The following is a 22336-nucleotide window of genomic DNA, read 5'->3' as shown; positions in this document are numbered from 1 at the left end:
TCGATCGATGCAGCCACTCGTACTGCTCTTCCCGGGACAGGGCTCGCAGAAGCCCGGCATGGCGCGCGACCTCGCGGACGCGTTCGCGCCCGCGCGCGAGACGCTCGCCGCCATCGACGCCGCGCTCGGCGTCGCCCTGTCACGGGTCATGTTCGACGGTCCCGCGGACGAGCTGACGCTCACGCACAACGCGCAGCCCGCGCTGCTGGCGCACGGCGCCGCGGTGTGGGCGACGGTGCGCGATGCCATCCGCGGGCGCGTCGTCGCCGCCGCGGGCCACTCGCTCGGCGAGTTCACGGCGCACCATGCGGCCGGGACGTTCGACGCGGCCACCGGCGCCGCGCTCGTGCGTCGTCGCGGGTTGCTCATGTACGAGGCGGGTGTCGCGCGCCCCGGCGCGATGGCCGCGCTGCTGGGCGAGCCCGATCGCCCCATCGAGGAGATCTGCGCGCAGGCGACGGCGGAGGCGGGCGAGGTCGTGCCGGCCAACTACAACTGCCCGGGGCAGCTCGTGATCTCGGGCGAGGTCGCGGGCGTCGAGCGCGCGATGGAGCTCGCCAAGGCCGCGGGCGTTAAGCGCGCCGTGCGCCTGCAGGTCAGCGGCGCCTTCCACTCGCCGCTCATGGCGCCCGCTCGCGCCGGCCTCGAGGCCGCGCTGGCGGAGGCGCCCATGCAGGATCCGGCGTTTCCGGTCGTCGCCAACGTCGATGCTGCACCGGTCACCACGGCCGCCCGCGCGCGTGCGCTGCTGGCCGAGCAGCTCGGCGCGCCCGTGCGCTGGACGGAGGTCGTCCGCACGCTGGCCGCGAGCCATCCGGGCGCGCTGTTCGTCGAGATGGGCCCGGGCACGGTGCTGGCCGGCCTGGTGAAGAAGATCGCGCCCGAGGTGGAGACCGTCGCCTGCGGCACCGCGCCCGAGGTCGAGGCGCTGCTCGCCCGCGTCGCGGCCCCCGCCTCGGCCTGAGCCACTCCGCACTCCGCCCGACATGCAGATCGACCTGACGGACCGCGTCGCCGTCGTCACCGGCAGCACGCGCGGCATCGGCCGCGCGATCGCCGAGACGCTCGCCGAGTGCGGCGCCACCGTGGCCGTCGTCGGCCGCGACCTCGCCCGCGCTGAGGCGGCCGCCGCCGAGATCGGCCGCGGCGCCCGCGGCTTCGCGGCCGACATCGCCGACGTCGCCCAGGCCACGAAGCTCATCGAGGACGTCGAGGCCGCGCTCGGCCGCGTGGACGTGCTGGTGAACAACGCCGGCCTGACGCGCGACAACCTGCTGATGCGCCTCAAGGACGACGACTGGGACGCGGTGATCGACGCCAACCTGCGCGGCGCGTTCGCGACCACGCGCGCCGCCACGCGCGGCATGATGAAGCGGCGCTGGGGGCGGGTCATCAACATCGCCAGCGTCGTCGGCATCACCGGCAACAAGGGGCAGGCGAACTACGCGGCCAGCAAGGCGGGGCTCATCGGCCTCACCAAGAGCGTGGCCAAGGAGCTGGCCAGCCGGAACATCCTCGCCAACGTCGTCGCGCCGGGCTTCATCGCCACGGACATGACGGCCGCGATGACCGAGGAGGCGAAGAAGGGGATGGCGGGCATGATCCCCCTGGAGCGCTTCGGCACGCCGCAGGACATCGCCGGCACGGTCGCGTTCCTCGCCTCGCCGCTGGCGGGCTACATCACCGGCCAGGTCTTCGTCGTCGACGGCGGCATGGTGATGTGAGCCGGCACCGGCACTTTCGCGCGGCGAGCGGCGTTCGGTAGCGCAGCGGGCGCGTGGGGGCGGAAATGCTGGCCCGGTGGCCAGTTCCGGCGTTCCATCCGCCCCACGCGCCGAGTATCTTTGGGCCGTTCGATCCATCCACGACCCACCACCATTCGGCACTCCTATGCCCGACTATACGAACAAGGTCAAGGACATCATCGAGAAGGAGCTCGGCGTCGAGCGCGAGAAGATGACCGACGACGCGAGCTTCATCGACGACCTGGGCGCCGACTCGCTCGACATCGTCGAGCTGGTGATGGAGTTCGAGAAGGAGTTCAACATCGACATCCCGGACGAGGAGGCGGAGAAGCTCCGCACGGTCGGCGATGCGATCGCCTACCTGAACTCGAAGGTCGCCGGTTGATGCGACGGCGGGTCGTCGTCACGGGACTCGGGGCGATCTCGCCGGTCGGGAACGACGTGCCGACGACCTGGCGCTCGCTCCTGGAGGGGCGCTCGGGCGCGGCGCCGATCACCAAGTTCGACGCCGAGACGTTCGCCGTCCGCTTCGCGTGCGAGGTGAAGGACTTCGACGCCGGCGCGTACATGGACCGCAAGGAGGCCAAGCGGTCCGACCTGTACACGCAGTACGCGATGGCGGCGTCGGTGCAGGCGATGCAGGACGCCGGCTTCGGCGAGGGCACGGGCTACGTGCCCGAGGAGACCGGCGTCCTGATCGGCTCCGGCATCGGCGGGCTGCGCACGTTCGAGGAGCAGCACGCGACGTACATGCAGTCGGGGGCCAAGCGCATCTCCCCCTTCTTCATCCCGATGTTCATCTCGGACATCGCGGCCGGCGTCGTGTCGATGCGCTTCAACGCGCAGGGCCCGAACTTCGGCATCGTGTCGGCGTGCTCCACCAGCGCCCACGCGATCGGCGAGGCGTTCCGCGCCATCCAGTACGGCAGCGCGGACGTCATGATCGCCGGCGGCTCCGAGGCCGCGGTCACGCCCATGTCGATCGGCGGCTTCGCCAACATGGGCGCGCTCTCCACGCGCAACGACAGCCCGTCCACGGCCTCGCGCCCGTTCGACAAGGACCGCGACGGCTTCGTGATGGGGGAGGGCGCGGGCGTCGTCGTGCTGGAGTCGCTGGAGCACGCGCAGGCGCGCGGCGCCCGCATCTACGGCGAGATCGTGGGCTACGCCGCCACCGGCGACGCCTACCACCTCACCGGGCAGCGCGAGGACCACGCCGGGCTGCAGCGTGCGATGCGCCGCTGCCTCGCCGACGCGGGGCTGCAGCCGTCGGACGTGCAGTACGTCAACGCGCACGGCACCTCGACGCCGCTCAACGACCCGAACGAGGCGCGCGGCATCCGCGCCGTGTTCGGCGACTCGGTGAACGGGTTGAGCGTCAGCTCGACCAAGTCGTGCACGGGCCACATGCTCGGCGCCGCGGGCGCGATCGAGTTCATCGCCTGCGCGCTGGCGATCCGTGATCAGACCGTGCCGCCGACGATCAACCACGTCGAGACGGATCCGGAGATCGAGCTGGACGTCACGCCGAACGCGCCACGCAAGCGCGACATCACGGTGGCGATCAGCAACAGCTCAGGGTTCGGCGGACACAACGCGACGCTCGCCGTCCGCCGCTTCGAAGCCTGACCGCGACGCGCGGCGCGCCGGCCCCCAGCCGGCCGCCGCGCGAATCGCCTGCAGGGTGCACTTCGCAGCAGCCCGTCCTTTGCAGCCCCCGCACGAGGAGCAGCACATGCCGTCGCCCGTAGCCTTCGATGTCGACCGTCTGCGCGACCCGGCCCTCCGGCCGATCGCCGAGAAGGTGCGCGCGGGCGAGCGGCTGACGCGCGAGGACGGGGTGGCGCTCTTTCGCTCCCACGACCTGTTCGGCGTGGGCGCGATGGCCGACGCGGTGAACCGCGCGCGTCACGGCGACGTGGTGACGTTCGCGTCGAACCAGCACATCAATCCGACCAACGTCTGCGTCCTGCGCAAGACGTGCGCGTTCTGCGGCTACGCGCGGCTTCCGAAGGAGGACGGCGCGTACCGCTACACGCTGGACCAGGTGCTGGCCGAGGCGGCGCACGCGGCCGACGGGCTGACGCGCGAGTTCCACATCGTGGGCGGCCTCGACATGCAGGCGGGCCTCGCGTACTACGACGCGATGTTCCGCGCGCTCAAGGCCAACTTCCCGCACGTCCACATCAAGGCGCTCACGGCCGTCGAGATCGCGCACATCGCGCGCATCGAGAAGATGTCGTGGTCCGAGGTGCTGGTCGCGCTGCGAGAGGCGGGGCTCGACACGCTGCCTGGCGGCGGCGCCGAGACGTTCAGCGCCGCAGTGCGCGAGCAGATCGCCGGGAAGAAGCTCGGCGGCGCCGACTACATCGGCGTGCACCGCGCGGCACACCAGCTGGGTATCCGCTCCAACTGCACGATGCTCTACGGCCACGTCGAGTCGTTCGAGGAGCGGCTGGAGCACCTGCAGATGCTGCGCGACCTGCAGGACGAGACGGGCGGCTTCCTCGCGTACATCCCGCTCGCCTACCACCCCGACGACAACGAGCTCGGGAAGCGCCTCGGCCGGCAGGGGACGTCCACGACGGGCTTCGACGACCTGAAGAACCTCGCCGTCGGCCGGCTGTTCCTGGACAACTTCGCGCACGTGAAGTCGCACTGGATCATGGTCGGGCAGGCCGTCTCGCAGGTCGCGCTGCACTTCGGCGTCAACGACCTCGAAGGCACCGTCGTGCGCGAGAAGATCTACCACGCCGTCGGCGCACGCACCTCGCAGTCGATGTCGCTCGACGACCTGCTCCGGCTGATCCGCGGGGCGGGGAAGCTGCCCGCCGAGCGCGACTCCTTCTACCGGACGCTGCGCACCTTCGACGGGCCGACGCCGGCCGTGGCCGCGGCCTGATGAGCGCCGCGATGCTGCGCGTCGGCCGCATCCCGTACATCAACTGCTACCCGGTCTACGGCGCGATCGACCGCGGCATCGTGCCGCTCGACGCGACGCTGATCGACGGTGTGCCGACGGCGCTCAACCGCGGCATCGCCGACGGGTCGCTCGACGTCAGCGTCGTCTCGGCCGTCGAGTACGCGCAGAACGCGAGCAACCTGCTGCTCCTGCCGGACCTCGGCATCACCTGCGATGGACCGGTGCGCAGCGTGCTGCTGTTCAGCGACGTCCCGGCGACGGAGCTCGGCGGGAAGCGCGTCGTCGTCAGCACCAGCTCGATGACGAGCGTCGCGCTGCTGGAGCTGCTGTTCGAGAACGTGTGGCGCTGCCGCCCGGAGTTCGTGCCGGGCGACGCCGAGATCTCGGACCTCGCGCGCTTCGAGCGCGGCGGCGACCGACCGGCGCGCCTGGTCATCGGCGACGCCGCGCTGCTGCTGGGTGCCGGCCCGCGCGGTGGCGACGACGCCGATGCGCCGCCGCCGTTCGCGCACGTCTACGACCTGGGCGAGGAGTGGAAGCGCTGGACGGGCCAGCCGTTCGTCTTCGCCGTCTGGGTCGCGCAGCGCACCACGCCGGTCGCCCGGTCGCTGCGCGTGCACGCCTCGCTCATCGAGAGCCGCGACTGGGGCCTCGCCCATCTCGACGAGCTGGCCGCGCAGGCGCACCGCGCGACGGGCATCGCGCACTCCGCGTGCGTCGAGTACTTCGCCGGCCTCGACTATGGGCTGTCGTATCCGCACCTCGCCGGGCTGACGGAGTTCTTCCGTCGCCTCGTGCTCGCCGGCCGCGTGCCCGACGGCCGCCTCGCGTTCCTGCCGGCCGCCTGACCGCGCCCTCTCCGCCGCCTCCCATGCGCGACCTCCTCGACCTCTATGCCAACGCGCCGCTCCTCGAGCTGGGCGCGACCGCCGACGCGATCCGCGAGGCGAAGCACCCGCACGGGGTCGTGACGTACATCGTCGACCGCAACATCAACTACACGAACGTCTGCGTCGCCGACTGCGGCTTCTGCGCGTTCGCGCGGCGGCCCAAGCACGGCGAGGGCTACACGCTCTCGTACGAGCAGATCGGCCAGAAGATCGACGAGACGAAGGCGCTGGGCGGGGTGCAGATCCTCATCCAGGGCGGACACAACCCGTACATCCCGTTCGAGTGGTACCTCGAGCTGCTGCGCTACATCAAGCGGCACCATCCGATCCACATCCACGGCTTCAGCCCCAGCGAGGTCGACTTCTTCGCGACGCGCTTCCGACTCGACGCGCGTGACGTCGTGCGCGAGCTGAAGGCGGCGGGCCTCGACTCCATTCCGGGCGGCGGCGGCGAGATCCTCGTGCAGCGCGTGCGCGACTACGCGGCGCCCAAGAAGGCCGGCGCCGACCGCTGGCTCGAGATCATGGAGATCGCGCACGAGGAGGGGATGAAGACCTCGGTGACGATGATGTACGGCCTCGGGGAGACGCTGGCCGAGCGGCTGGAGCACCTGCAGCGCGTGCGCGACCTGCAGGCGCGCACCGGCGGCTTCACGGCGTTCATCACCTGGCCGCTGCAGCCCGAGAACACGCCCGAGTTCTCGCACATGCAGAAGACGGACGCCACGGAGTACCTGCGCACGGTCGCCATCTCGCGCATCGCGCTCGACAACGTGCCCAACCTGCAGGCGAGCTGGGTGACGATGGGCATGAAGGTGGGCCAGATGGCGCTGCGCTTCGGCTGCAACGACTTCGGCTCGCTCATGATCGAGGAGAACGTCGTCTCGGCCGCCAACACGACGCATCGCACGACCATCGACGAGATGGAGCGCCTGATCCGCGACGCCGGCTTCACGGCCGCGCGCCGCACGCAGTCGTACCAGATCATCCTGCCGGACGGCGCGCCCGACGGCGCGATGGCCGCCGCGTGACCACTGGCGAGACGCGCGTCGGCATCGGCTACGACTCGCACCGCTTCGGCGCCGACGGCCATCCGCTCGTGATCGCCGGCGTGCGTATGCCGGGTGACGCACGCGTCGTGGCGCACTCCGACGGCGACGTCGCCGCGCACGCGGTCACCGACGCGGTCCTCGGCGCCGCTGGGCTGGGAGACATCGGCGAGCTCTTTCCCAACACGGCCGCCGAGAACGCGGGCCGCGACTCGATGGAGATGCTGCGCCTCGCGGTCGATCGGCTGCGTGCGGGCGGCTGGCGGGTGGCGAACGTCGACGTCGCGGTCGTGGCCGAGCGGCACAAGGTCGGGCCGCACCGCCCGGCGATGCGCGCGCGCCTGGCGGAGGCGCTCGGCGTCGCGCCGGAGGCCGTGTTCGTGAAGGGGAAGACCAACGAGGGCCTCGGCTGGATCGGCGCCGGCGAGGGGCTGGCCGCCCACGCCGTGGCCTCGCTCGTGCGAGTCGGCGCGCCCACCGACTGAGCGCGCGGCGCCCGCGCGCCGCACACGCCCCTCCCGCCGTGCTCGAGCGACTCCTCGACTGGTTCGCGCAGCTGCCGCCGCTGGCGCTGTACGCCGCCCTCGCCGTCACCGCCGCGGCCGAGAACGTCTTCCCGCCGCTGCCGGCCGACACCGTCGTCGCCTTCGGCAGCTTCATCGCGGCGCGCGGCCAGGCGAGCGCGATCGGCTCGTTCGTCGCCACGCTCACCGGCAACCTCGCGGGCGCGATGTTCATGTACTGGGTCGGCGCGCGCTACGGCGCGGAGCGCGTGCTGAAGCGCCTCGGCGGCGGCGAGAAGGGCTCGCAGAAGCTCGAGGCGCTGTACGGGAAGTACGGCGTGTGGGCGCTGGTCGTGAGCCGCTTCCTGCCCGGTGTGCGCGCGCTCGTGCCGCCGTTCGCGGGCGCGCTGCGGCTCGGCGCCGCGAAGGCCGCCGTCGCGATGGGGGTCGCGTCGGCCGTCTGGTACGGCGCCATCACCTACTTCGCGTTCACCGCCGGCGCCAACTTCGAGGCGCTGCAGGCGAAGGTCGCGCAGGGGCAGAAGTGGCTCGGCATCGGCGCGGTCGTGATCGTGGCAGCGGCGCTCGCGGTGTGGTGGCTGCGCCGCCGGCGCGCCACGGCGTGAGCGCGTGAGCACCGCGCGCGATGCCGCCGGCGCGTTCGCCGTCCCCGACGAGGTGGCGCGTGCGTTCCGGCTGGAGCAGTTCCACGACTTCCTCGCGCTGGAGCGCGGCGCCGCCGACACCACGCAGGAGGCCTACGCGCGCGACGTCGCGCGCTTCGCCGCCTTCGCCCGCACGGCCGGCGTGGCTACGCCCGGCGACGCCACGCCGCGCGCGCTGCGCGAGTTCGTCTTCCACCTGAAGGACCTCGGCCTCTCGCCCGCGTCCATCCGGCGCACCGTCAGCGCCGTGCGCACGTACTACCGGTTCCTCCTGACCGAGGGCTACGTGCAGCGCGATCCCAGCGAGCGGCTCGAGACGCCGAAGCGCTGGCGCACGCTGCCCGAGGTGCTGACGGTCGCCGAGGTGGAGCGGCTCCTGGCCGCGCCGTCGTTGGACGACACGCTCGTCTTCCGCGACCGCGCGATGCTGGAGCTGGCGTACGGCGCGGGCCTGCGCGTCTCCGAGTGGATCGGGCTGCGCGTGCAGGACGTCCTGTTCGAGGACCAGCTGCTGCGCGTCTTCGGGAAGGGGAGCAAGGAGCGGCTGGTCCCCATCGGCCGCTCGGCCATCGGCGCGGCCGCGGTCTACCTGCGCGAGCTGCGTCCCACGCTCGAGAAGGGGAAGGGCAAGGGCGTCCTCTTCCTGAACGCGCGCGGCGAGCCGCTGTCGCGCATGGGCGCGTGGACGATCCTGCGGAAGCACGTCGAGCGCGCGGGCATCGCGAAGGCCGTCTCGCCGCACACGCTGCGGCACTCGTTCGCGACACACCTGCTGGAGGGAGGCGCGGACCTGCGCGCCGTCCAGGAGATGCTCGGCCACGCCGACATCGCGACGACGCAGATCTACACGCACGTCGACCGGGAGTACCTGCGCAGCGTGCATCGGCAGTATCATCCCCGGTCATGATCCTCGTCATCGACAACTACGACTCCTTCACCTACAACCTGGTCCAGTATCTCGGGGACCTGGGGGTGGAGCCCGTCGTCCGCCGCAACGACGCGATCGGCGTCGAGGAGATCGGCGCGCTGCGGCCGCGCGCCATCGTGCTGTCGCCGGGGCCGTGCACCCCGTCCGAGGCGGGGATCACGGTGCCCGTCGTGCGGCGGTGGGGCGGGGAGATCCCGATCCTCGGCGTCTGCCTCGGCCACCAGGCCATCGGCGAGGCGTACGGGGGGCGGGTGGTGCGCGCGCGGCGTGTCATGCACGGGAAGACGTCGACCATCCGCCACGGCGGCACGGAGCTCTTCGAGGGGCTGCCCGACCCGCTGCCGGTCATGCGCTATCACTCGCTGGTCGTCGAATCGGAGTCGCTGCCGGAGTCGCTGGAGGTCGTCGCGCGGGCCGAGGACGACCCGACCGAGATCCACGCCCTCCGCCACCGGACCCATCCGGTATGGGGCGTGCAATTCCATCCCGAGTCGATCCTGACCACCGGCGGGCGCGAGCTGCTCGCCAACTTCCTCCGACTCGCCCCCTAAACTCCGGTGCCCCTGCGCGACACGGTGGGACGTGGTGCCACGGTCGCGCTCCTCGGCGCCGCGCTCTGCGCGCCGGGCCGGCTCCGCGCCCAGGAGCGACCGGCCCCGCCGCCGGTTCCGGACCGCCCGCTCGCGCCGGGTGAGCCGGGGCTGCCACAGCTCCCTGCGGACAGCCTCGGCGCGCGGGAGCTCCAGGCTGCCGAAGCCAGCCCGCGACGGGCCCTCGTTCGCGACCTCGGGCCGGGTCTCGCGGGGCGGACCCTGCGTGCGACGCTCACGCAGCCGCACCTCCTCGTCGTCGCGCCGGACTCCGGGCTGGTTCTCGGACGGGACCTCCGCGTCGACCGGACGCTGGTGATCGTGGGCCCGGCACGGCTCGCCGCCACGGTCCGTGGCGATGTCGTGGTGCTCGGCGACCTGTATCTGCGGCCCGGCGCCCTCGTGGAGGGCCGCGCGGTCGCGATCGGAGGTCGCGTGATGCCCTCGGCGCTCGCCACGGTGCGCGGCGGGATCACCGCGTACCCATCGCTCGGCTTCGTCGCCACCGGCGGACCCGGGGACACGCTCGCCCTGGCCGTGCGCGCGCTCGACCGCAGCGATGCCCCGGCCATCTCGCTGCCCGGCGTCGCCGGCCTCCGCATCCCCGGCTACGACCGCATCGACGGCGCAGTGCTCACCTTCGGACCGGAGATCCGCCTCGACACGGGTCGCGTGCGCGTCGAGCCGACCGTCACCTACCGCTCGCACCTCGGCGTGGTCGATCCCGGCCTGCTCGCGACGGCGGAGCTCTCGCGGCGCACGTCGCTCGAGCTGCGGGCGGCCCGCGGCACGTACACGAACGATGCGTGGATCCGCGGCGACATCATCAACTCGGCGCTCACGCTCGGCGTCGGCGCGGACGTCCGGAACTACTACCGCGCGGATCGCGGCGAGCTGACGGCGTCGCGCCGCTACGAGACCACGCGCCACGTCGTGGAGCCCTTCGTCGGCGTGCTCGCGGAGCGTGCCTGGTCCGCCCCGCGCGACTCCGGCGCGGCGAGCGTCCCGTTCAGTATCGTCAACCGCGACGACCCCGAAGGGATCCGCCGGCCGAATCCCGGCGTCAGCGGCGGCCGCGTCGCCTCCGTGCTCGCCGGCGCGCGCTGGCGCGCCGAGGCCGACCAGGCGCGCACCGACGTGACGCTGCGCGTGGAGCAGGGCGTGTCCGTCGCGCGCGGGTCGCCGTTCACGCAGGCGACCGTCGACGCCGATGTCTCGCTGCCAGGCTTCCGCGACCACACCATCGCGCTCTTCGGGCACGCGGTGGGATCGCTCGGGCCGGACGTTCCCTCGCAGCGCTATGCGTACCTCGGCGGCGGCGGCACCATCCCGTCGCTGCGGCTGCTGGAGCAGGGCGGATCGCAGCTGGCGTGGCTGGAGAGCCGCTACACCGTTCCCGTGCACGGCATCCGCGTGCCGCTCGTGGGCACGCCGACCGTGATGCTCCGCCACATCGTCGGGGGCGCGGGCGTCGATCGGCTCCCGGCGCTCACGCAGAACCTCGGCATCCGCGTGACGGTCGCGCTCATCCGCCTGGACTACACCTTCGACCCGAGCGGGCGCGGTCGCAACGACTTCTCGGTCGGCGTCGGCCTGCGCTGACCGATCGCTCAGGCCGAGTCGCGGCGCGGCAGCGCGTCCGGCTCGTCCGGGTCCGGGATGCCGTCCGCGACGTCCTCGATGTCGTGCGGGCCGCGCAGGTGCGCCACGTCCGCGGCGCGCGGGAACAGGAGCGACGCGACGATCGATCCGCCCAGCAGCGCCGCGATGACGCCGAGGGAGACGCCGATCGGGATCGGGAAGACCGACGACATCAGCATCTTCAGGCCGACGAACGCCAGGACGGCCGCGAGCCCGAAGCGCAGGAAGTGGAACTTCTCGATCACGCCGGCCAGCAGGAAGAACAGCGAGCGCAGGCCCAGGATCGCGAAGACGTTCGACGTGTAGACGAGGAACGGGTCGCGCGTGACGCCGAAGATCGCGGGGATCGAATCGACCGCGAACACCAGGTCCGTCGTCTCGACGAGCACCAGCACGACGAACAGCGGCGTCGCGATCCAGCGCAGCGCGCCCTCCGCGCCGCCGACGCGCTCCTGCACGAAGAAGTGCTGGCCGCGGTAGCCCTTCGTCACCGGCGTGACGCGCCGCACCAGGCGCAGCACGGGGTTGTGCTCGGGATCGATCTCCTGCTCGCCCTGCACGGCCATCTTGACGCCCGTGTAGACGAGGAAGGCTCCGAAGACGTAGATGATCCAGTGGAAGCGGTCGATCAGCACCGCGCCCGCGCCGATCATCGCGCCGCGCATCACGAGCGCGCCGATGATGCCCCAGAACAGCACGCGGTGGCGTAGCTCGTCGGGGACGCGGAAGTACGTGAAGATCAGGATGAAGACGAAGAGGTTGTCGACCGACAGCGCCTCCTCGACCAGGTAGCCGGCCGCGAACTCGAGCGCCGCCTGGCGTCCCATCGTCATCGCGATGCCGACGCAGAAGATCGCGGCCAGCGACACCCAGACGGCGGTCCAGATGCCCGCCTCCTTGGCGGTGACGGCGTGCGCCTTCCGGTGGAACACGCCCAGGTCGAGCGCCAGCACCCCGAGCACGAACAGGGTAAACGCCGCCCACAGCCACCACGGTTGCGTCATCTCAATCCTCGAAGCTCGGTCCGCGCGAGCGCGCGGACACCGCGGCCGCGTTTGCGTTCGGCCGCGCGAGCGGATAGGTTAAATGGCGTGAATTTTGCGTCCGCGCCCGCCCGCTCGCGATGCGCCTGCTCGCCGTGATCCCCGCGCGGCTCGGCGCCACGCGCCTGCCGCGCAAGCCGCTGCGCCTCCTTGGCGGCCAACCGCTCGTCGTCCGCGTCTGGGAGCGCATCACCGCGCTCGACGTGGCCGAACGCTGCGTGGTCGCGACCGACGATGAGCAGGTGGCCGCCGTCGTGCGCGCGGCCGGTGGTGAGGCCGTCCTCACCCGCAGCGACCACCCCTCCGGCACCGACCGCGTCGCCGAGGTGGCGATGCGCGACGAGTTCGTCGGTTACGACGCGGTGGTAAATATCCAGGGCGACGAGCCCTTCGCCAGTGCAGGAGTCGTGCACGCGGCCTCGTCCCTCGTGACGCAGCAGGGCTTCGCGCTCGGCACCGTCGCCTGCCCGGCGCCGGCCGACGTCCTCGTGCGGCCCGACGTCGTGAAGGTGGTCGCCACGGACGCGGGGCGCGCGTTGTACTTTTCGCGCGCGCCGCTGCCCTTCCTCCGCGAGCCGGACGACGCGGCGGATCGGGCTCGGCGCGATGCGCTGGTGCGTCGGCACGTCGGCATCTACGCCTACACGCGCGACGCGCTCGCGCGCTGGGTCGCGCTGCCGCCGCATCCGCTGGAGCAGATCGAGCGGCTCGAGCAGCTGCGCCCCCTCGCCGACGGCATGGCGATGGGCGTGGCCGTCGTCCACGAGGCACCACCACCCGGCATCGACACCGAGGACGACCTCGTCGAAGCCAACGCGCGCTGGCCCGAGTGGGCGGCGGGCGTCGGTGGCGGTTCGACGCCGTCCTCTTCGCATTCGCACACGCCCGCTTCCGAGGCGCGCTCCGGCGCGCCGCTGACCCTGCCCGCATGACCGCCGCTCCTTCCGCCTCCGCTGCTCCACCGGCCGCGCCCCCGAAGTTCATCTTCGTCACGGGCGGCGTCGTCTCCTCGCTCGGCAAGGGCATCGCGGCGGCCTCGCTCGGCCGGCTCCTCGTCGAGCGCGGGCTGAGCGTGACGATGATGAAGTTCGACCCGTATCTGAACGTCGATCCCGGTACCATGTCGCCGTTCCAGCACGGCGAGGTGTTCGTGACCGACGACGGCGCCGAGACCGACCTCGATCTCGGGCACTACGAGCGCTTCGTCGATCGCTCGCTGTCGCAGGCGAACAACGTCACGACGGGCCGGATCTACCTGAACGTCATCAGCAAGGAGCGCCGCGGCGAGTATCTGGGCTCCACGGTGCAGGTGATCCCGCACATCACCGACGAGATCAAGGGGGCGATGAAGCGCATCGCGCCCGGCAACGACGTCGTGATCGTGGAGATCGGCGGCACGGTCGGCGACATCGAGTCGCTGCCGTTCCTCGAGGCCATTCGCCAGTTCCGCCACGAGGTGGGCAAGGCGAACGCGATGTTCGTGCACCTCACCCTCGTCCCGTGGATCGCGGCCGCCGGCGAGGTGAAGACGAAGCCGACGCAGCACTCGGTGCGCGAGCTGATGGAGATCGGCATCCAGCCCGACTTCCTGATCTGCCGCGCCGAGCGTCCGCTCTCGGACGACGTGAAGCGCAAGATCGCGCTGTTCTGCAACGTCGAGTTCGGGAGCGTCATCGAGAGCGTCGACGTGCCGTCGATCTACGAGATCCCGCTCTCGTTCCACGAGCAGGGCTTCGACACGCGCGTCGTGCAGCGCCTCGGCCTCCAGACGCCCGAGCCCGACCTCTCGACCTGGCAGGAGCTCGTGCGCCGCGTCGTGAAGCCGCGCGCGCGCGTGCGCATCGCGGTCGTCGGCAAGTACACCGACTACGTGGACAGCTACAAGAGCGTGCAGGAGGCGCTCATCCACGGCGGCATCGGGCAGGACGTCGGCGTCGACATCAGCTGGATCAGCAGCGACCGCTTCACGGACGGCGAGCGCGCGCGCGAGCTGCTCGCCGGCTTCGACGGCCTGCTCGTCCCGGGTGGCTTCGGCGTGCGCGGCGTCGAGGGCATGGTCGAGGCGATCCGCGCGGCGCGCGAGACGAAGCTGCCGTACTTCGGCATCTGCCTCGGCATGCAGACGGCGATCATCGAGTTCGCGCGCAACGTCGCGGGCCTCGACGACTCGCACTCCAGCGAGTTCGCGCCCGAGTGCGCGCACCCGGTCATCTCGCTCATGGAGTCGCAGCAGCACGTGACGGACATGGGCGGCACGATGCGCCTCGGCTCCTATCCCTGCCGCCTCACGCCGGACACGCACGCGCGCGAGGCGTACGGCAAGGACGAGGTGAGCGAGCGGCACCGCCATCGCTACGAGGTGTCCAACCGCTACCGCGACCTCCTGCAGCGTCACGGCCTGCGCCTGAGCGGGCTGTCGCCCGACGGCTCGCTGGTCGAGATCGTGGAGCTCGCGGATCACCCGTGGTTCCTCGGCTGCCAGTTCCACCCCGAGCTCAAGTCGCGTCCGACGCGGCCGCACCCGCTCTTCGCGGGCTTCGTGGGCGCGGCCGCGCGACATGCGGGAGCGCGAGACGGCGCGTCCAACGGCACGGGCGCGGCCCACACGTCGGCGCTGGAGCCGGCGACGGCCGACCGCTCCAACTGAGGCGCGAGCGATGAGCGTCTCCGTCCCCTCGACTGCCCGCACGCGCCGGCCGGACGCGCCGGTGTTTCCGCGCGGCGCGCTCTTCCTCATCGCCGGCCCGTGCCAGCTCGAGGACGACGCGCTGAACCTGCGCGTCGCGGAGCACCTCGCGCGCCTGGCCGAGCGCGTGCCGGGCGGCATCGTCTTCAAGGCGAGCTTCGACAAGGCCAACCGCTCGAACCCCGGCGCCATGCGCGGGCCCGGCATGGAGCAGGGCCTCGAGGCGCTGGCGCGCGTGAAGGAGGCGACCGGCCTGCCGATCCTCACGGACGTGCACCTGCCCGAGCAGTGCGCGCCCGTCGCCGAGGTGGTCGACGTGCTGCAGATCCCGGCCTTCCTCTGCCGGCAGACGGACCTCCTCGAGGCCGCCGGTGCGACGGGTCGGCCGGTGAACGTGAAGAAGGGCCAGTGGATGCACCCGGAGGGGATGCGCGGCGCCGTGCAGAAGGTCCGCCGCGCGAGCCGCGGCCACGAGCGGCTCTCGCTGCCGTCGGGCGACGCGGTCGCCGTGACGGAGCGCGGGACCTTCTTCGGCTACGGCGATCTCGTCGTCGACATGCGCGGCTTCACGCGACTGCGCGAGGCATGCGACGCGCCGGTGATCTTCGACGCGACGCACTCGGTGCAGCAGCCCGGACGGGGCGAGGCGGGCGCGAGCGGCGGCCTGCGCGAGTTCATCCCCACGCTCGCGGCGGCGGCGGTCGCGGCGGGCGCGGACGGTCTGTTCATGGAGACGCACCCGGATCCCGATCATGCGCCCAGCGACGGCCCGAACATGATCCCGCTCGACCAGCTCGACGCGCTGGTCGCGCGCATGGTGCGGCTGTGGGAGGCCGCGCGCGCATGAGCGCCACGATCTCGGCGTCCGCCGGACGCACGCACGATGCGGCGCCCACGCTCGATGCCGCGCGCGCCATGCGCGTGAAGTGGGTCGGGCTCGACGTCGACGGTGTGCTCACCGACGGCGGCATCTATCTGGGCGACGTCGCGGGCGAGCGCATGGAGTTCAAGCGCTACGACATCCAGGACGGCCTCGGCATCCTCATGATGCGGATGGCGGGCATCAAGGTCGCCATCGTCACGGGCCGCGTGTCGGACAGCGTGCGGCTGCGCGCCGCGGAGCTGAGCGTCGACGATCTCGTGCAGGATCCGAAGGCGCGCAAGCTGCCCGCGCTGAAGCGCATCGCCGGCGAGCGCGGCATCGGCCTCGACGAGATGGCCTTCCTCGGCGACGATCTGCCCGACGTCGGCGTGCTGCGCGAGGTCGGGCTGCCGGTCGCCGTCGGCAACGCGACGGAGGACGCGCGGCGCGCCGCGAGCCACGGCATCCGCCTGTCGCGTCGCGGCGGTCACGGAGCGGTGCGCGAGTTCGCCGAGGTGCTGCTGCGCGCCCGCGGCCAGTGGGAGGAGGTCACCGAGCGCTACGTCGCGGTCTGCTCGGCCGACGTGGAGCCCGCGGTGGGGCTGCCGTGAGCGATGCCCTGGCGCTCGACGAGCGCGCCGTGGCGCACGCGCCGGCGATCGAGTCCGCCGAGGACGTGGTCGCGCGTGGCCGCCGTGTGATCCGGCTCGAGACCGAGGCGCTCGCCGAGGTGGAGCGCCGTCTCGACGGCGCGTTCGCGCGCGCCGTCGAGTTGATCCGCTCGTCGCCCGGGCGCGTGATCGTGGCCGGCGTCGGCAAGTCGGGGCTGATCGGCCGCAAGATCGCCGCGACGCTCACGTCGACTGGCACTCCCGCGACCTTCCTGCATCCGGTCGAGAGCGTGCACGGCGACCTCGGGATCGTCGGCCCGTCCGACGTCGCGATCCTCCTCTCCAAGAGCGGCGAGACGGCGGAGCTGCTGCCGCTGCTGGAGCAGCTGGAGCGCTTCGGCGTCCGGATCATCGCCATCACGGGCAACCTGCAGTCGTCGCTCGCTCGCAACGCGGACGTCGCGCTCGACGCATGGGTGCGCGAGGAGGCCTGCCCGCACGACCTGGCGCCCACCACCAGCACGACGACGGCGCTCGCGCTCGGCGATGCGCTGGCCGTGACGCTCCTCGAGGTGAAGGGCTTCCAGCGCGAGGACTTCGCGCGGCTGCACCCCGGCGGTGCGCTCGGGCGCCGGCTGCTCACGCGTGTGGCGGACGTGATGCTCACGAGCGACCTGCCAGTGCTCGCGCCCGACGAGACGATGCGCCGCGCGGTGGTCGCGCTGGCGGAGCGGCGCGGGATCGCGATCATCGTCGAGGAGGGCAGGGTGGTCGGCGTCTTCACCGCCGGCGACCTCACCCGCCTGATGGAGCGCGAGGAGGACTTCTTCGCGATCCCGGTCCGCGACGTCATGGTGCGCTCCCCCAAGACGGCCCGCCCCGAGGAACTCGGCAGCGCCGTGGTGTACCGCATGGAGCGCCACGGGATCATGGCCATGCCCGTCGTCGACGAGGCGCACACCCTCGTGGGCGTGGTGCACCTTCACGACCTGATGCGCGCGGGCGCCGCTTGAGCGGCGCGCGCGCGTTCCGGCTTTACGGATCACCGATCATGCCCCACCGTCCGTCGCGCTTCGTCGGCGTCGCCATCTTCGCGACCGCGCTCGCCGCGGCCTGCCAGGACACGAAGCCGCCGACGCTGCCCGCGCGAAGCGCCATCCCCGACTCGGCGGACCAGGTCATGTTCGGGCTCCGGCACTTCGTCTGGAGCGGCGGCCTGCGGCGCGCGCAGCTCGTGTCCGACACCGCGTTCTTCTACGACCAGATGAACCGGATCGAGCTGCGCAACGTGCGGACGATCTTCTACACGGTGAACGGCGACTCGAACGGCGTCATGACCGCGCAGCGCGGCAGCTTCGACGTCCGCAACCAGCGCCTCGAGGGGCGCGGCGACGTGAAGATCAGCACCGTCGACGGCCGGCGGCTGTCCTCGCCGCAGCTCGTGTACGAGCGGCTGTCGAACCAGGTCACCAGCGACACCAGCTTCACGTTCACCGACGGCAAGAAGACGATGTCGGGCATCGGTCTGCGGACCGATCCGCAGCTGCGGAACCTGCAGGTGCTGCGCGGCGCCAGCGGCAGCGCGCCGGTGGGCACGCCGCCCGCGCGCGCCGGGCGGGCCGGGCGGTCGCGCTGATGCCGCGCCCCGCCGCCCGTGCGTGGGCGCTCGGCGCGCTCGCGCTGCTGACCGCAGTCGCCGGCGCCTGCTCCCGGCTCCCGGGCCGTCGCGGCGGCACGCCCGCGCCCCGTGACACGGCGCCCGTCGCCGTCGACACGACGCGCCGCGACACGACGCCCGCCGCGGCCGTACGCGACTCGGCGGCCCGCGCGGACTCGATCCGGCGCGCCGACAGTGTCCGCACCGACAGCGCCCGCGCGGACAGCATCGCGGGGCGGCCGCGCCGCACGTCGGTCGATCCGTCGTCGCGCTGCGGCGAGGTGACGTTCAACGAGCCGCAGGTCTATCCGACGTCGCGGCTCCAGCGCCTCAGCGACGGCCAGGGGAAGTACATCACCTTCTTCGGCGGCGGCGTGTTCGCGCGCTGCGTGGCGGTCGGCAGCACGCTGCGCGCCGACAGCGCCGAGTCGTACGAGAGCCTCGGGCAGATCATCCTGGTCGGGAACGTCGTCTACGACGAGCCGCGCCGCGCGCGACTTACCTCGATGCGCCTCACGTACTACACGAACGAGGAGCGCCTCATGGCGGAGGGCAGCGTCGTCATGACGATGCCGAGCGGCACGACGATGATGGGGCCGAGCGTCGAGTACCTCCGCGCGGTCACGCGCGTACGGCCCGCGTCGCGGCTCACCGCCATCGGCCGGCCGACGCTGCAGGTCGTCGGCGGCGCCGCGCGCGGCACCGCGGCGGCGCGTGCTCCCGACACGTCCGTCACGACGATCGTGGCGAACACGATCGTCAACGAGGCCGACAGCGTCGTCTACGCGAGCGGCCAGGTGCAGATCGAGCGCACGGACGTGCTCTCCAACTCCGACTCCGCAACGTTCGATCAGGGGACCGACGTCGCGCGCCTGCTGCGCCGCGCGACGATCCGTGGGACGCGCGACCGGCCGTTCACGCTCTCCGGCGCGCGCATCGACCTGTACGCGCGCGAGCGGCAGCTGACCCGCGTCGTCTCGCGCGACTCCGCGCGCATCGTCAGCGAGGACATCAACCTTCGCTCCGACACCGTCGATCTGCGGCTGACGGAGGGACGGTTGGAGCGGGCGTTCGCGTGGGGTCCGTCGCGTGCGATCGCGACGTCGCCCGACCGCGACGTGACCGCGGACTCCATCGCGGCCGTGCTGCCGGGGCAGCGCGTGCGCGAGCTGTGGGCGGTGCGCCGCGCCGTGGCGAGCTCGATCCCCGATACCGCGAAGCTGGTCTCGAAGGAGCGCGACCTGCTGCGCGGCGACACGATCCACGCGCAGTTCGACACGCTCGCCGCCAAGCGCGACACGACCAAGACGCCGCCGGTGCGCCGCATCCGCGCCGCGGGCCACGCGAGCTCGCTGTACCAGGTCGCGTCGAGCAAGGGACGGACGGCGCCGCCCGCGATCAACTACGTGCGCGGTCGGACGATCACCGTCGACTTCGACAGTGGGCAGGTCGAGACGGTCACCGTGACCGACTCCGCCGCCGGCGCGTACCTCGAGCCCGTGGACAGCACGCGCGACTCGACGCGCGTGGATTCGATCGCCGTGCCGACGGTCGTGCCCGCCCGGCCGGGCGCTCCGCTCCCCGGGCGCCCGGCGCCGGGCAATCCGGCGCCGGGCAGCCCTGCGACGCCGACGCCGGCGGCGCCCACCCGTCCGGCCGGCACGCCGCCGCCCGCGGCCGCGCCGTTCCGCCACGAACCGCTGGAGCCCTCTCTTGACCGCCGCTGACTCGTCGTCGACGCCCCGGCCGGACATGCACTCCCTTCCGCCCGCCGTGCACACCGCGGTCGAGCAGGTGAGCGACGACCGCTCCACGGCGTTCGCCGTGCACGCCGCGCTCGCCGCCGCGGACGAGCACGGCGAGGCGCCCCTGGACGATCTCGCCCTCCGCTACCGCGATGACTACCTCGCGGCCCTCCGGCACGACGGCGCGACCGAGGCCGAGCGCGAGGCGGGGCGCCTGAGCCTGGACGAGGTGCGGCAGCACCTGATCGCCTCTGTCCTTCCGCGGCTGGCGGGGCACGGGATCCTGTCGCTGGTCCCGGCCGACGCCCCGCCGACGCACGTGCGGCTCGCCCCCGAGTTCTGGGCGCAGGCGGCACCGATCCGCGAGCACGCCGCGGCGCACTTCCGCCAGACCGGCGAGCACCACGTGGTCCGGGCGCCGGCGGCCTCCGCGACTCGCGTCGGCCCGCACGGCAGCAAGCTGTCGGCGGACGGCCTGGTGAAGATCTATCGCAGCCGCCGGGTCGTGAACGACGTGGCCCTGCACTTGCAACAGGGGGAGATCGTCGGACTGCTGGGCCCGAATGGCGCGGGGAAGACGACGACGTTCTACATGATCGTCGGCCTCATCGCGCCCAACGCCGGCCGCATCCGGCTCGACGGCGCCGACATCACCGACATGCCCATGTACCGCCGCGCGCGACTGGGCATCGGTTACCTCTCGCAGGAACCGTCGATCTTCCGCAAGCTCTCCGTCGAGGACAACATCCTGGCCATCCTCGAGACGCTGGACCTCGGCAAGCAGGAGCGCGCGGAACGGCTGGAGGCGCTGCTCGACGAGCTCAAGATCCGGCATCTGCGGAAGAGCAAGGCGTACCAGTTGTCCGGCGGCGAGCGCCGGCGCCTCGAGATCACCCGGGCGCTCGTGACCCGTCCGAAGTTCATGATGCTCGACGAGCCGTTCGCCGGGGTCGATCCGATCGCGGTGCACGACATCCAGAGCATCGTCGCCGACCTGCGGAACCGCGACATCGGAGTCCTCATCAGCGACCACAACGTCGAGCAGACGCTCGACATCGTGGACCGCGCGTACATCATGTTCGACGGCCAGGTGAAGGTCAGCGGCACCGTGCGCGAGCTCGTCTTCGACGACGAGGTCGCCCGGATCTACCTCGGCCCCACACTCACTGCGCGACTTCGCGCGCGCTTCGCCGACCGCGGTGACGACGGGCCGGCCGGCCCGTCTCCCGCGCCCTCGCAGCCATCGCCGCCGCCCTCGGGCGCGGCCGACGCTGCCTGAGCGCCGCGCCATCCGCCCGACGACCGAAGGACTGGTGCCATGAAAGCTGGCCTGAACCAGAGCACCCAGCTCAAGCAGGAGCTCAAGATCAATCCACGCCTCTATCAGGCGATGGATCTGCTCTACATGCCCCTGCTCGACCTCCAGCAGCACCTCAAGCAGGAGCTCCTCAACAACCCGTTCCTCGACATGGTCGAGCCGGACGACGAGGACGAGGAGGAGGGCACCGAGGAGCCTGCGGCCGAGCAGGAGCAGCAGGAGGAGCAGAAGGAGAAGGACGACGAGATCGACTGGGAGGAGATCCTGCTCGACGGGTTCGACACCGGCGGGCGGCGCGAGGAGCACGAGGAGAAGGAGTACTACGAGCCGGTCACCGTCGACACGCGCGACCTCGGCGACCACCTCCGCGACCAGATCACGCTCCTCGATCTCAACCCGCGGCAGCTGATGCTCGCCGACGAGTTCCTCGGCAACATCAACGAGGACGGCTACCTCGACTGCCCGGTCGAGGAGATCGTCGCCAGCATCAACGACGTCGTGCGCGCGTCCGCCGAGGAGCGCGACCTCGATCCCGACGAGGCGCCGGTGTTCACCGAGGCGGAGGCGAACGAGATGCTCCGCATCGTGCAGAGCCTCGATCCGCCGGGCGTCGGCGCGCGCAACCTGCGCGAGTGCCTGATGCTCCAGCTCCGCGACGCGGGGCTGGAGCACTCGGTGCCGTACCGTCTCGTGCGCGACTGCTTCGACGAGCTGATCGCGCACCGCTGGAGCGAGATCTCGAAGCGCTTCGGCATCGCGCCGAGCGACGTGCAGCGCGCCGCCGACGAGATCGCGAAGCTCGATCCGAAGCCCGGTCTGCTCTATTCGGCGGGCACGGACAACTACATCATCCCGGACCTGATCGTCGACAAGATCGATCAGCGGTACCACGTCTTCCTGAACGACGCGAACCTCCCGCGCCTCAAGCTGTCCAAGGCGTACCAGGAGATCGCGCGCGACAAGAAGAAGTTCGACGGCGAGAGCAAGGAGTTCATCTCCTCGAAGCTCAACTCGGCGAACTGGATGATCCAGGCGATCGAGCAGCGCCGCCAGACGATGCTGAAGGTCATGAACTACATCGTCGACCGGCAGCGCGACTTCTTCGAGAAGGGCGTGCAGTTCCTGAAGCCCCTCACGCTCCGCGAGGTGGCCGAGGTGATCAACATGCACGAGAGCACGGTCAGTCGCGTGACGAACGAGAAGTTCGTGCAGACGCCGCGTGGCGTGCTCCCGCTCAAGTTCTTCTTCTCGTCCGGCCTCTCGACCACGGACGGCGAGGACGTCTCGGCCCGCGGCATCAAGGACCAGATCCAGAAGCTCGTCCAGGGCGAGGACTCCAAGAACCCGCTGACCGACCAGGCGATCGTCAACATCCTCAAGAAGGGCGGGGTCAACATCGCCCGCCGCACGGTCGCCAAGTACCGCGACCAGCTCGGCGTCCTCTCCGCCCGGATGCGAAAGCGAGTATGATTCGGCGTCC

General features: G+C 71.9%; 22 protein-coding genes. 21 read left to right on the top strand and 1 reads right to left on the bottom strand.

What is annotated here, in order from left to right:
• Positions 1 to 7: 7 nt before the first annotated feature.
• The 12 genes from fabD to rosag_RS18610 all read left to right on the top strand — a co-directional run bounded on the left by fabD (position 8) and on the right by rosag_RS18610 (position 10895).
• Positions 8 to 964 carry an ACP S-malonyltransferase gene (gene fabD / locus rosag_RS18665; protein WP_284351685.1) on the top strand — a complete coding sequence of 319 codons (957 nt, stop codon included), beginning with the start codon at positions 8 to 10 and terminating at the stop codon, positions 962 to 964.
• A gap of 22 nt (positions 965 to 986) precedes the next feature.
• A complete protein-coding gene (gene fabG, locus rosag_RS18660) occupies positions 987 to 1724 on the top strand; it encodes a 3-oxoacyl-[acyl-carrier-protein] reductase (RefSeq protein WP_284351684.1) in 738 nt (245 codons plus the stop codon).
• Between the two features lie 166 nt (positions 1725 to 1890).
• Positions 1891 to 2130 carry an acyl carrier protein gene (locus rosag_RS18655; RefSeq protein ID WP_284351683.1) on the top strand — a complete coding sequence of 80 codons (240 nt, stop codon included), beginning with the start codon at positions 1891 to 1893 and terminating at the stop codon, positions 2128 to 2130.
• Positions 2130 to 3374, top strand: coding sequence for a beta-ketoacyl-ACP synthase II (gene fabF, locus rosag_RS18650; RefSeq protein ID WP_284351682.1), 1245 nt, complete (start codon positions 2130 to 2132; stop codon positions 3372 to 3374). The genes rosag_RS18655 and fabF overlap by 1 nt, the downstream gene beginning before the upstream one ends.
• A 106-nt stretch (positions 3375 to 3480) precedes the next feature.
• Positions 3481 to 4647, top strand: coding sequence for an aminofutalosine synthase MqnE (gene mqnE / locus rosag_RS18645; protein ID WP_284351681.1), 1167 nt, complete (start codon positions 3481 to 3483; stop codon positions 4645 to 4647).
• Entirely contained in the window at positions 4647 to 5516 is an 870-nt protein-coding gene (locus rosag_RS18640; RefSeq protein ID WP_284351680.1) for a menaquinone biosynthetic enzyme MqnA/MqnD family protein, read from the top strand. The genes mqnE and rosag_RS18640 overlap by 1 nt, the downstream gene beginning before the upstream one ends.
• Positions 5517 to 5539: 23 nt before the next feature.
• Positions 5540 to 6589: a cyclic dehypoxanthinyl futalosine synthase gene (gene mqnC / locus rosag_RS18635; RefSeq protein ID WP_284351679.1), complete on the top strand. Its 1050-nt coding sequence runs from the start codon at positions 5540 to 5542 to the stop codon at positions 6587 to 6589.
• The gene (ispF, locus tag rosag_RS18630; RefSeq protein WP_284351678.1) at positions 6586 to 7092 is read left to right on the top strand and encodes a 2-C-methyl-D-erythritol 2,4-cyclodiphosphate synthase; all 507 of its coding nucleotides are present in this window, start codon (positions 6586 to 6588) and stop codon (positions 7090 to 7092) included. The genes mqnC and ispF overlap by 4 nt, the downstream gene beginning before the upstream one ends.
• A gap of 38 nt (positions 7093 to 7130) precedes the next feature.
• Entirely contained in the window at positions 7131 to 7736 is a 606-nt protein-coding gene (locus rosag_RS18625) for a DedA family protein (RefSeq protein WP_284351677.1), read from the top strand.
• Between the two features lie 4 nt (positions 7737 to 7740).
• Positions 7741 to 8682, top strand: coding sequence for a site-specific tyrosine recombinase XerD (gene xerD / locus rosag_RS18620; RefSeq protein WP_309298190.1), 942 nt, complete (start codon positions 7741 to 7743; stop codon positions 8680 to 8682).
• Positions 8679 to 9254, top strand: a complete 576-nt coding sequence (locus tag rosag_RS18615; protein ID WP_284351676.1) for an anthranilate synthase component II — start codon at positions 8679 to 8681, stop codon at positions 9252 to 9254. The genes xerD and rosag_RS18615 overlap by 4 nt, the downstream gene beginning before the upstream one ends.
• A 6-nt stretch (positions 9255 to 9260) precedes the next feature.
• Positions 9261 to 10895 carry a bactofilin family protein gene (locus rosag_RS18610; protein ID WP_284351675.1) on the top strand — a complete coding sequence of 545 codons (1635 nt, stop codon included), beginning with the start codon at positions 9261 to 9263 and terminating at the stop codon, positions 10893 to 10895.
• Between the two features lie 8 nt (positions 10896 to 10903).
• Here the strand turns inward: rosag_RS18610 and rosag_RS18605 are convergent, their stop codons facing one another.
• Positions 10904 to 11938 carry a TerC family protein gene (locus rosag_RS18605; protein WP_284351674.1) on the bottom strand — a complete coding sequence of 345 codons (1035 nt, stop codon included), beginning with the start codon at positions 11936 to 11938 and terminating at the stop codon, positions 10904 to 10906.
• Between the two features lie 119 nt (positions 11939 to 12057).
• Between rosag_RS18605 and kdsB the strand changes: the two genes are divergently transcribed.
• The 9 genes from kdsB (at position 12058) to rpoN (ending at position 22326) form a co-directional block, all read left to right on the top strand.
• Entirely contained in the window at positions 12058 to 12909 is an 852-nt protein-coding gene (gene kdsB, locus rosag_RS18600; protein ID WP_284351673.1) for a 3-deoxy-manno-octulosonate cytidylyltransferase, read from the top strand.
• Entirely contained in the window at positions 12906 to 14624 is a 1719-nt protein-coding gene (pyrG, locus tag rosag_RS18595) for a CTP synthase (protein ID WP_284351672.1), read from the top strand. The genes kdsB and pyrG overlap by 4 nt, the downstream gene beginning before the upstream one ends.
• Positions 14625 to 14634: 10 nt before the next feature.
• Complete coding sequence (gene kdsA / locus rosag_RS18590; protein ID WP_284351671.1) at positions 14635 to 15510, top strand: 3-deoxy-8-phosphooctulonate synthase; 876 nt, start codon at positions 14635 to 14637, stop codon at positions 15508 to 15510.
• Positions 15507 to 16136 carry a KdsC family phosphatase gene (locus rosag_RS18585; RefSeq protein ID WP_284351670.1) on the top strand — a complete coding sequence of 210 codons (630 nt, stop codon included), beginning with the start codon at positions 15507 to 15509 and terminating at the stop codon, positions 16134 to 16136. The genes kdsA and rosag_RS18585 overlap by 4 nt, the downstream gene beginning before the upstream one ends.
• Entirely contained in the window at positions 16133 to 17149 is a 1017-nt protein-coding gene (locus rosag_RS18580; protein ID WP_284351669.1) for a KpsF/GutQ family sugar-phosphate isomerase, read from the top strand. The genes rosag_RS18585 and rosag_RS18580 overlap by 4 nt, the downstream gene beginning before the upstream one ends.
• A gap of 38 nt (positions 17150 to 17187) precedes the next feature.
• On the top strand, positions 17188 to 17772 hold the full coding sequence (gene lptC / locus rosag_RS18575) for an LPS export ABC transporter periplasmic protein LptC (RefSeq protein ID WP_284351668.1): 585 nt from the start codon (positions 17188 to 17190) through the stop codon (positions 17770 to 17772).
• Entirely contained in the window at positions 17772 to 19520 is a 1749-nt protein-coding gene (locus rosag_RS18570) for a hypothetical protein (protein WP_284351667.1), read from the top strand. The genes lptC and rosag_RS18570 overlap by 1 nt, the downstream gene beginning before the upstream one ends.
• Before the next feature lie 478 nt (positions 19521 to 19998).
• On the top strand, positions 19999 to 20817 hold the full coding sequence (gene lptB, locus rosag_RS18565; protein WP_345784862.1) for an LPS export ABC transporter ATP-binding protein: 819 nt from the start codon (positions 19999 to 20001) through the stop codon (positions 20815 to 20817).
• 39 nt (positions 20818 to 20856) lie between these two features.
• The gene (gene rpoN, locus rosag_RS18560) at positions 20857 to 22326 is read left to right on the top strand and encodes an RNA polymerase factor sigma-54 (protein WP_284351666.1); all 1470 of its coding nucleotides are present in this window, start codon (positions 20857 to 20859) and stop codon (positions 22324 to 22326) included.
• Positions 22327 to 22336: the final 10 nt, after the last annotated feature.

The organism is Roseisolibacter agri (assembly GCF_030159095.1).
Classification (GTDB): domain Bacteria; phylum Gemmatimonadota; class Gemmatimonadetes; order Gemmatimonadales; family Gemmatimonadaceae; genus Roseisolibacter; species Roseisolibacter agri.
The sequence above is the reverse complement of the archived record's forward strand: the minus strand, read 5'-3'. Positions and strand labels throughout refer to the sequence as shown.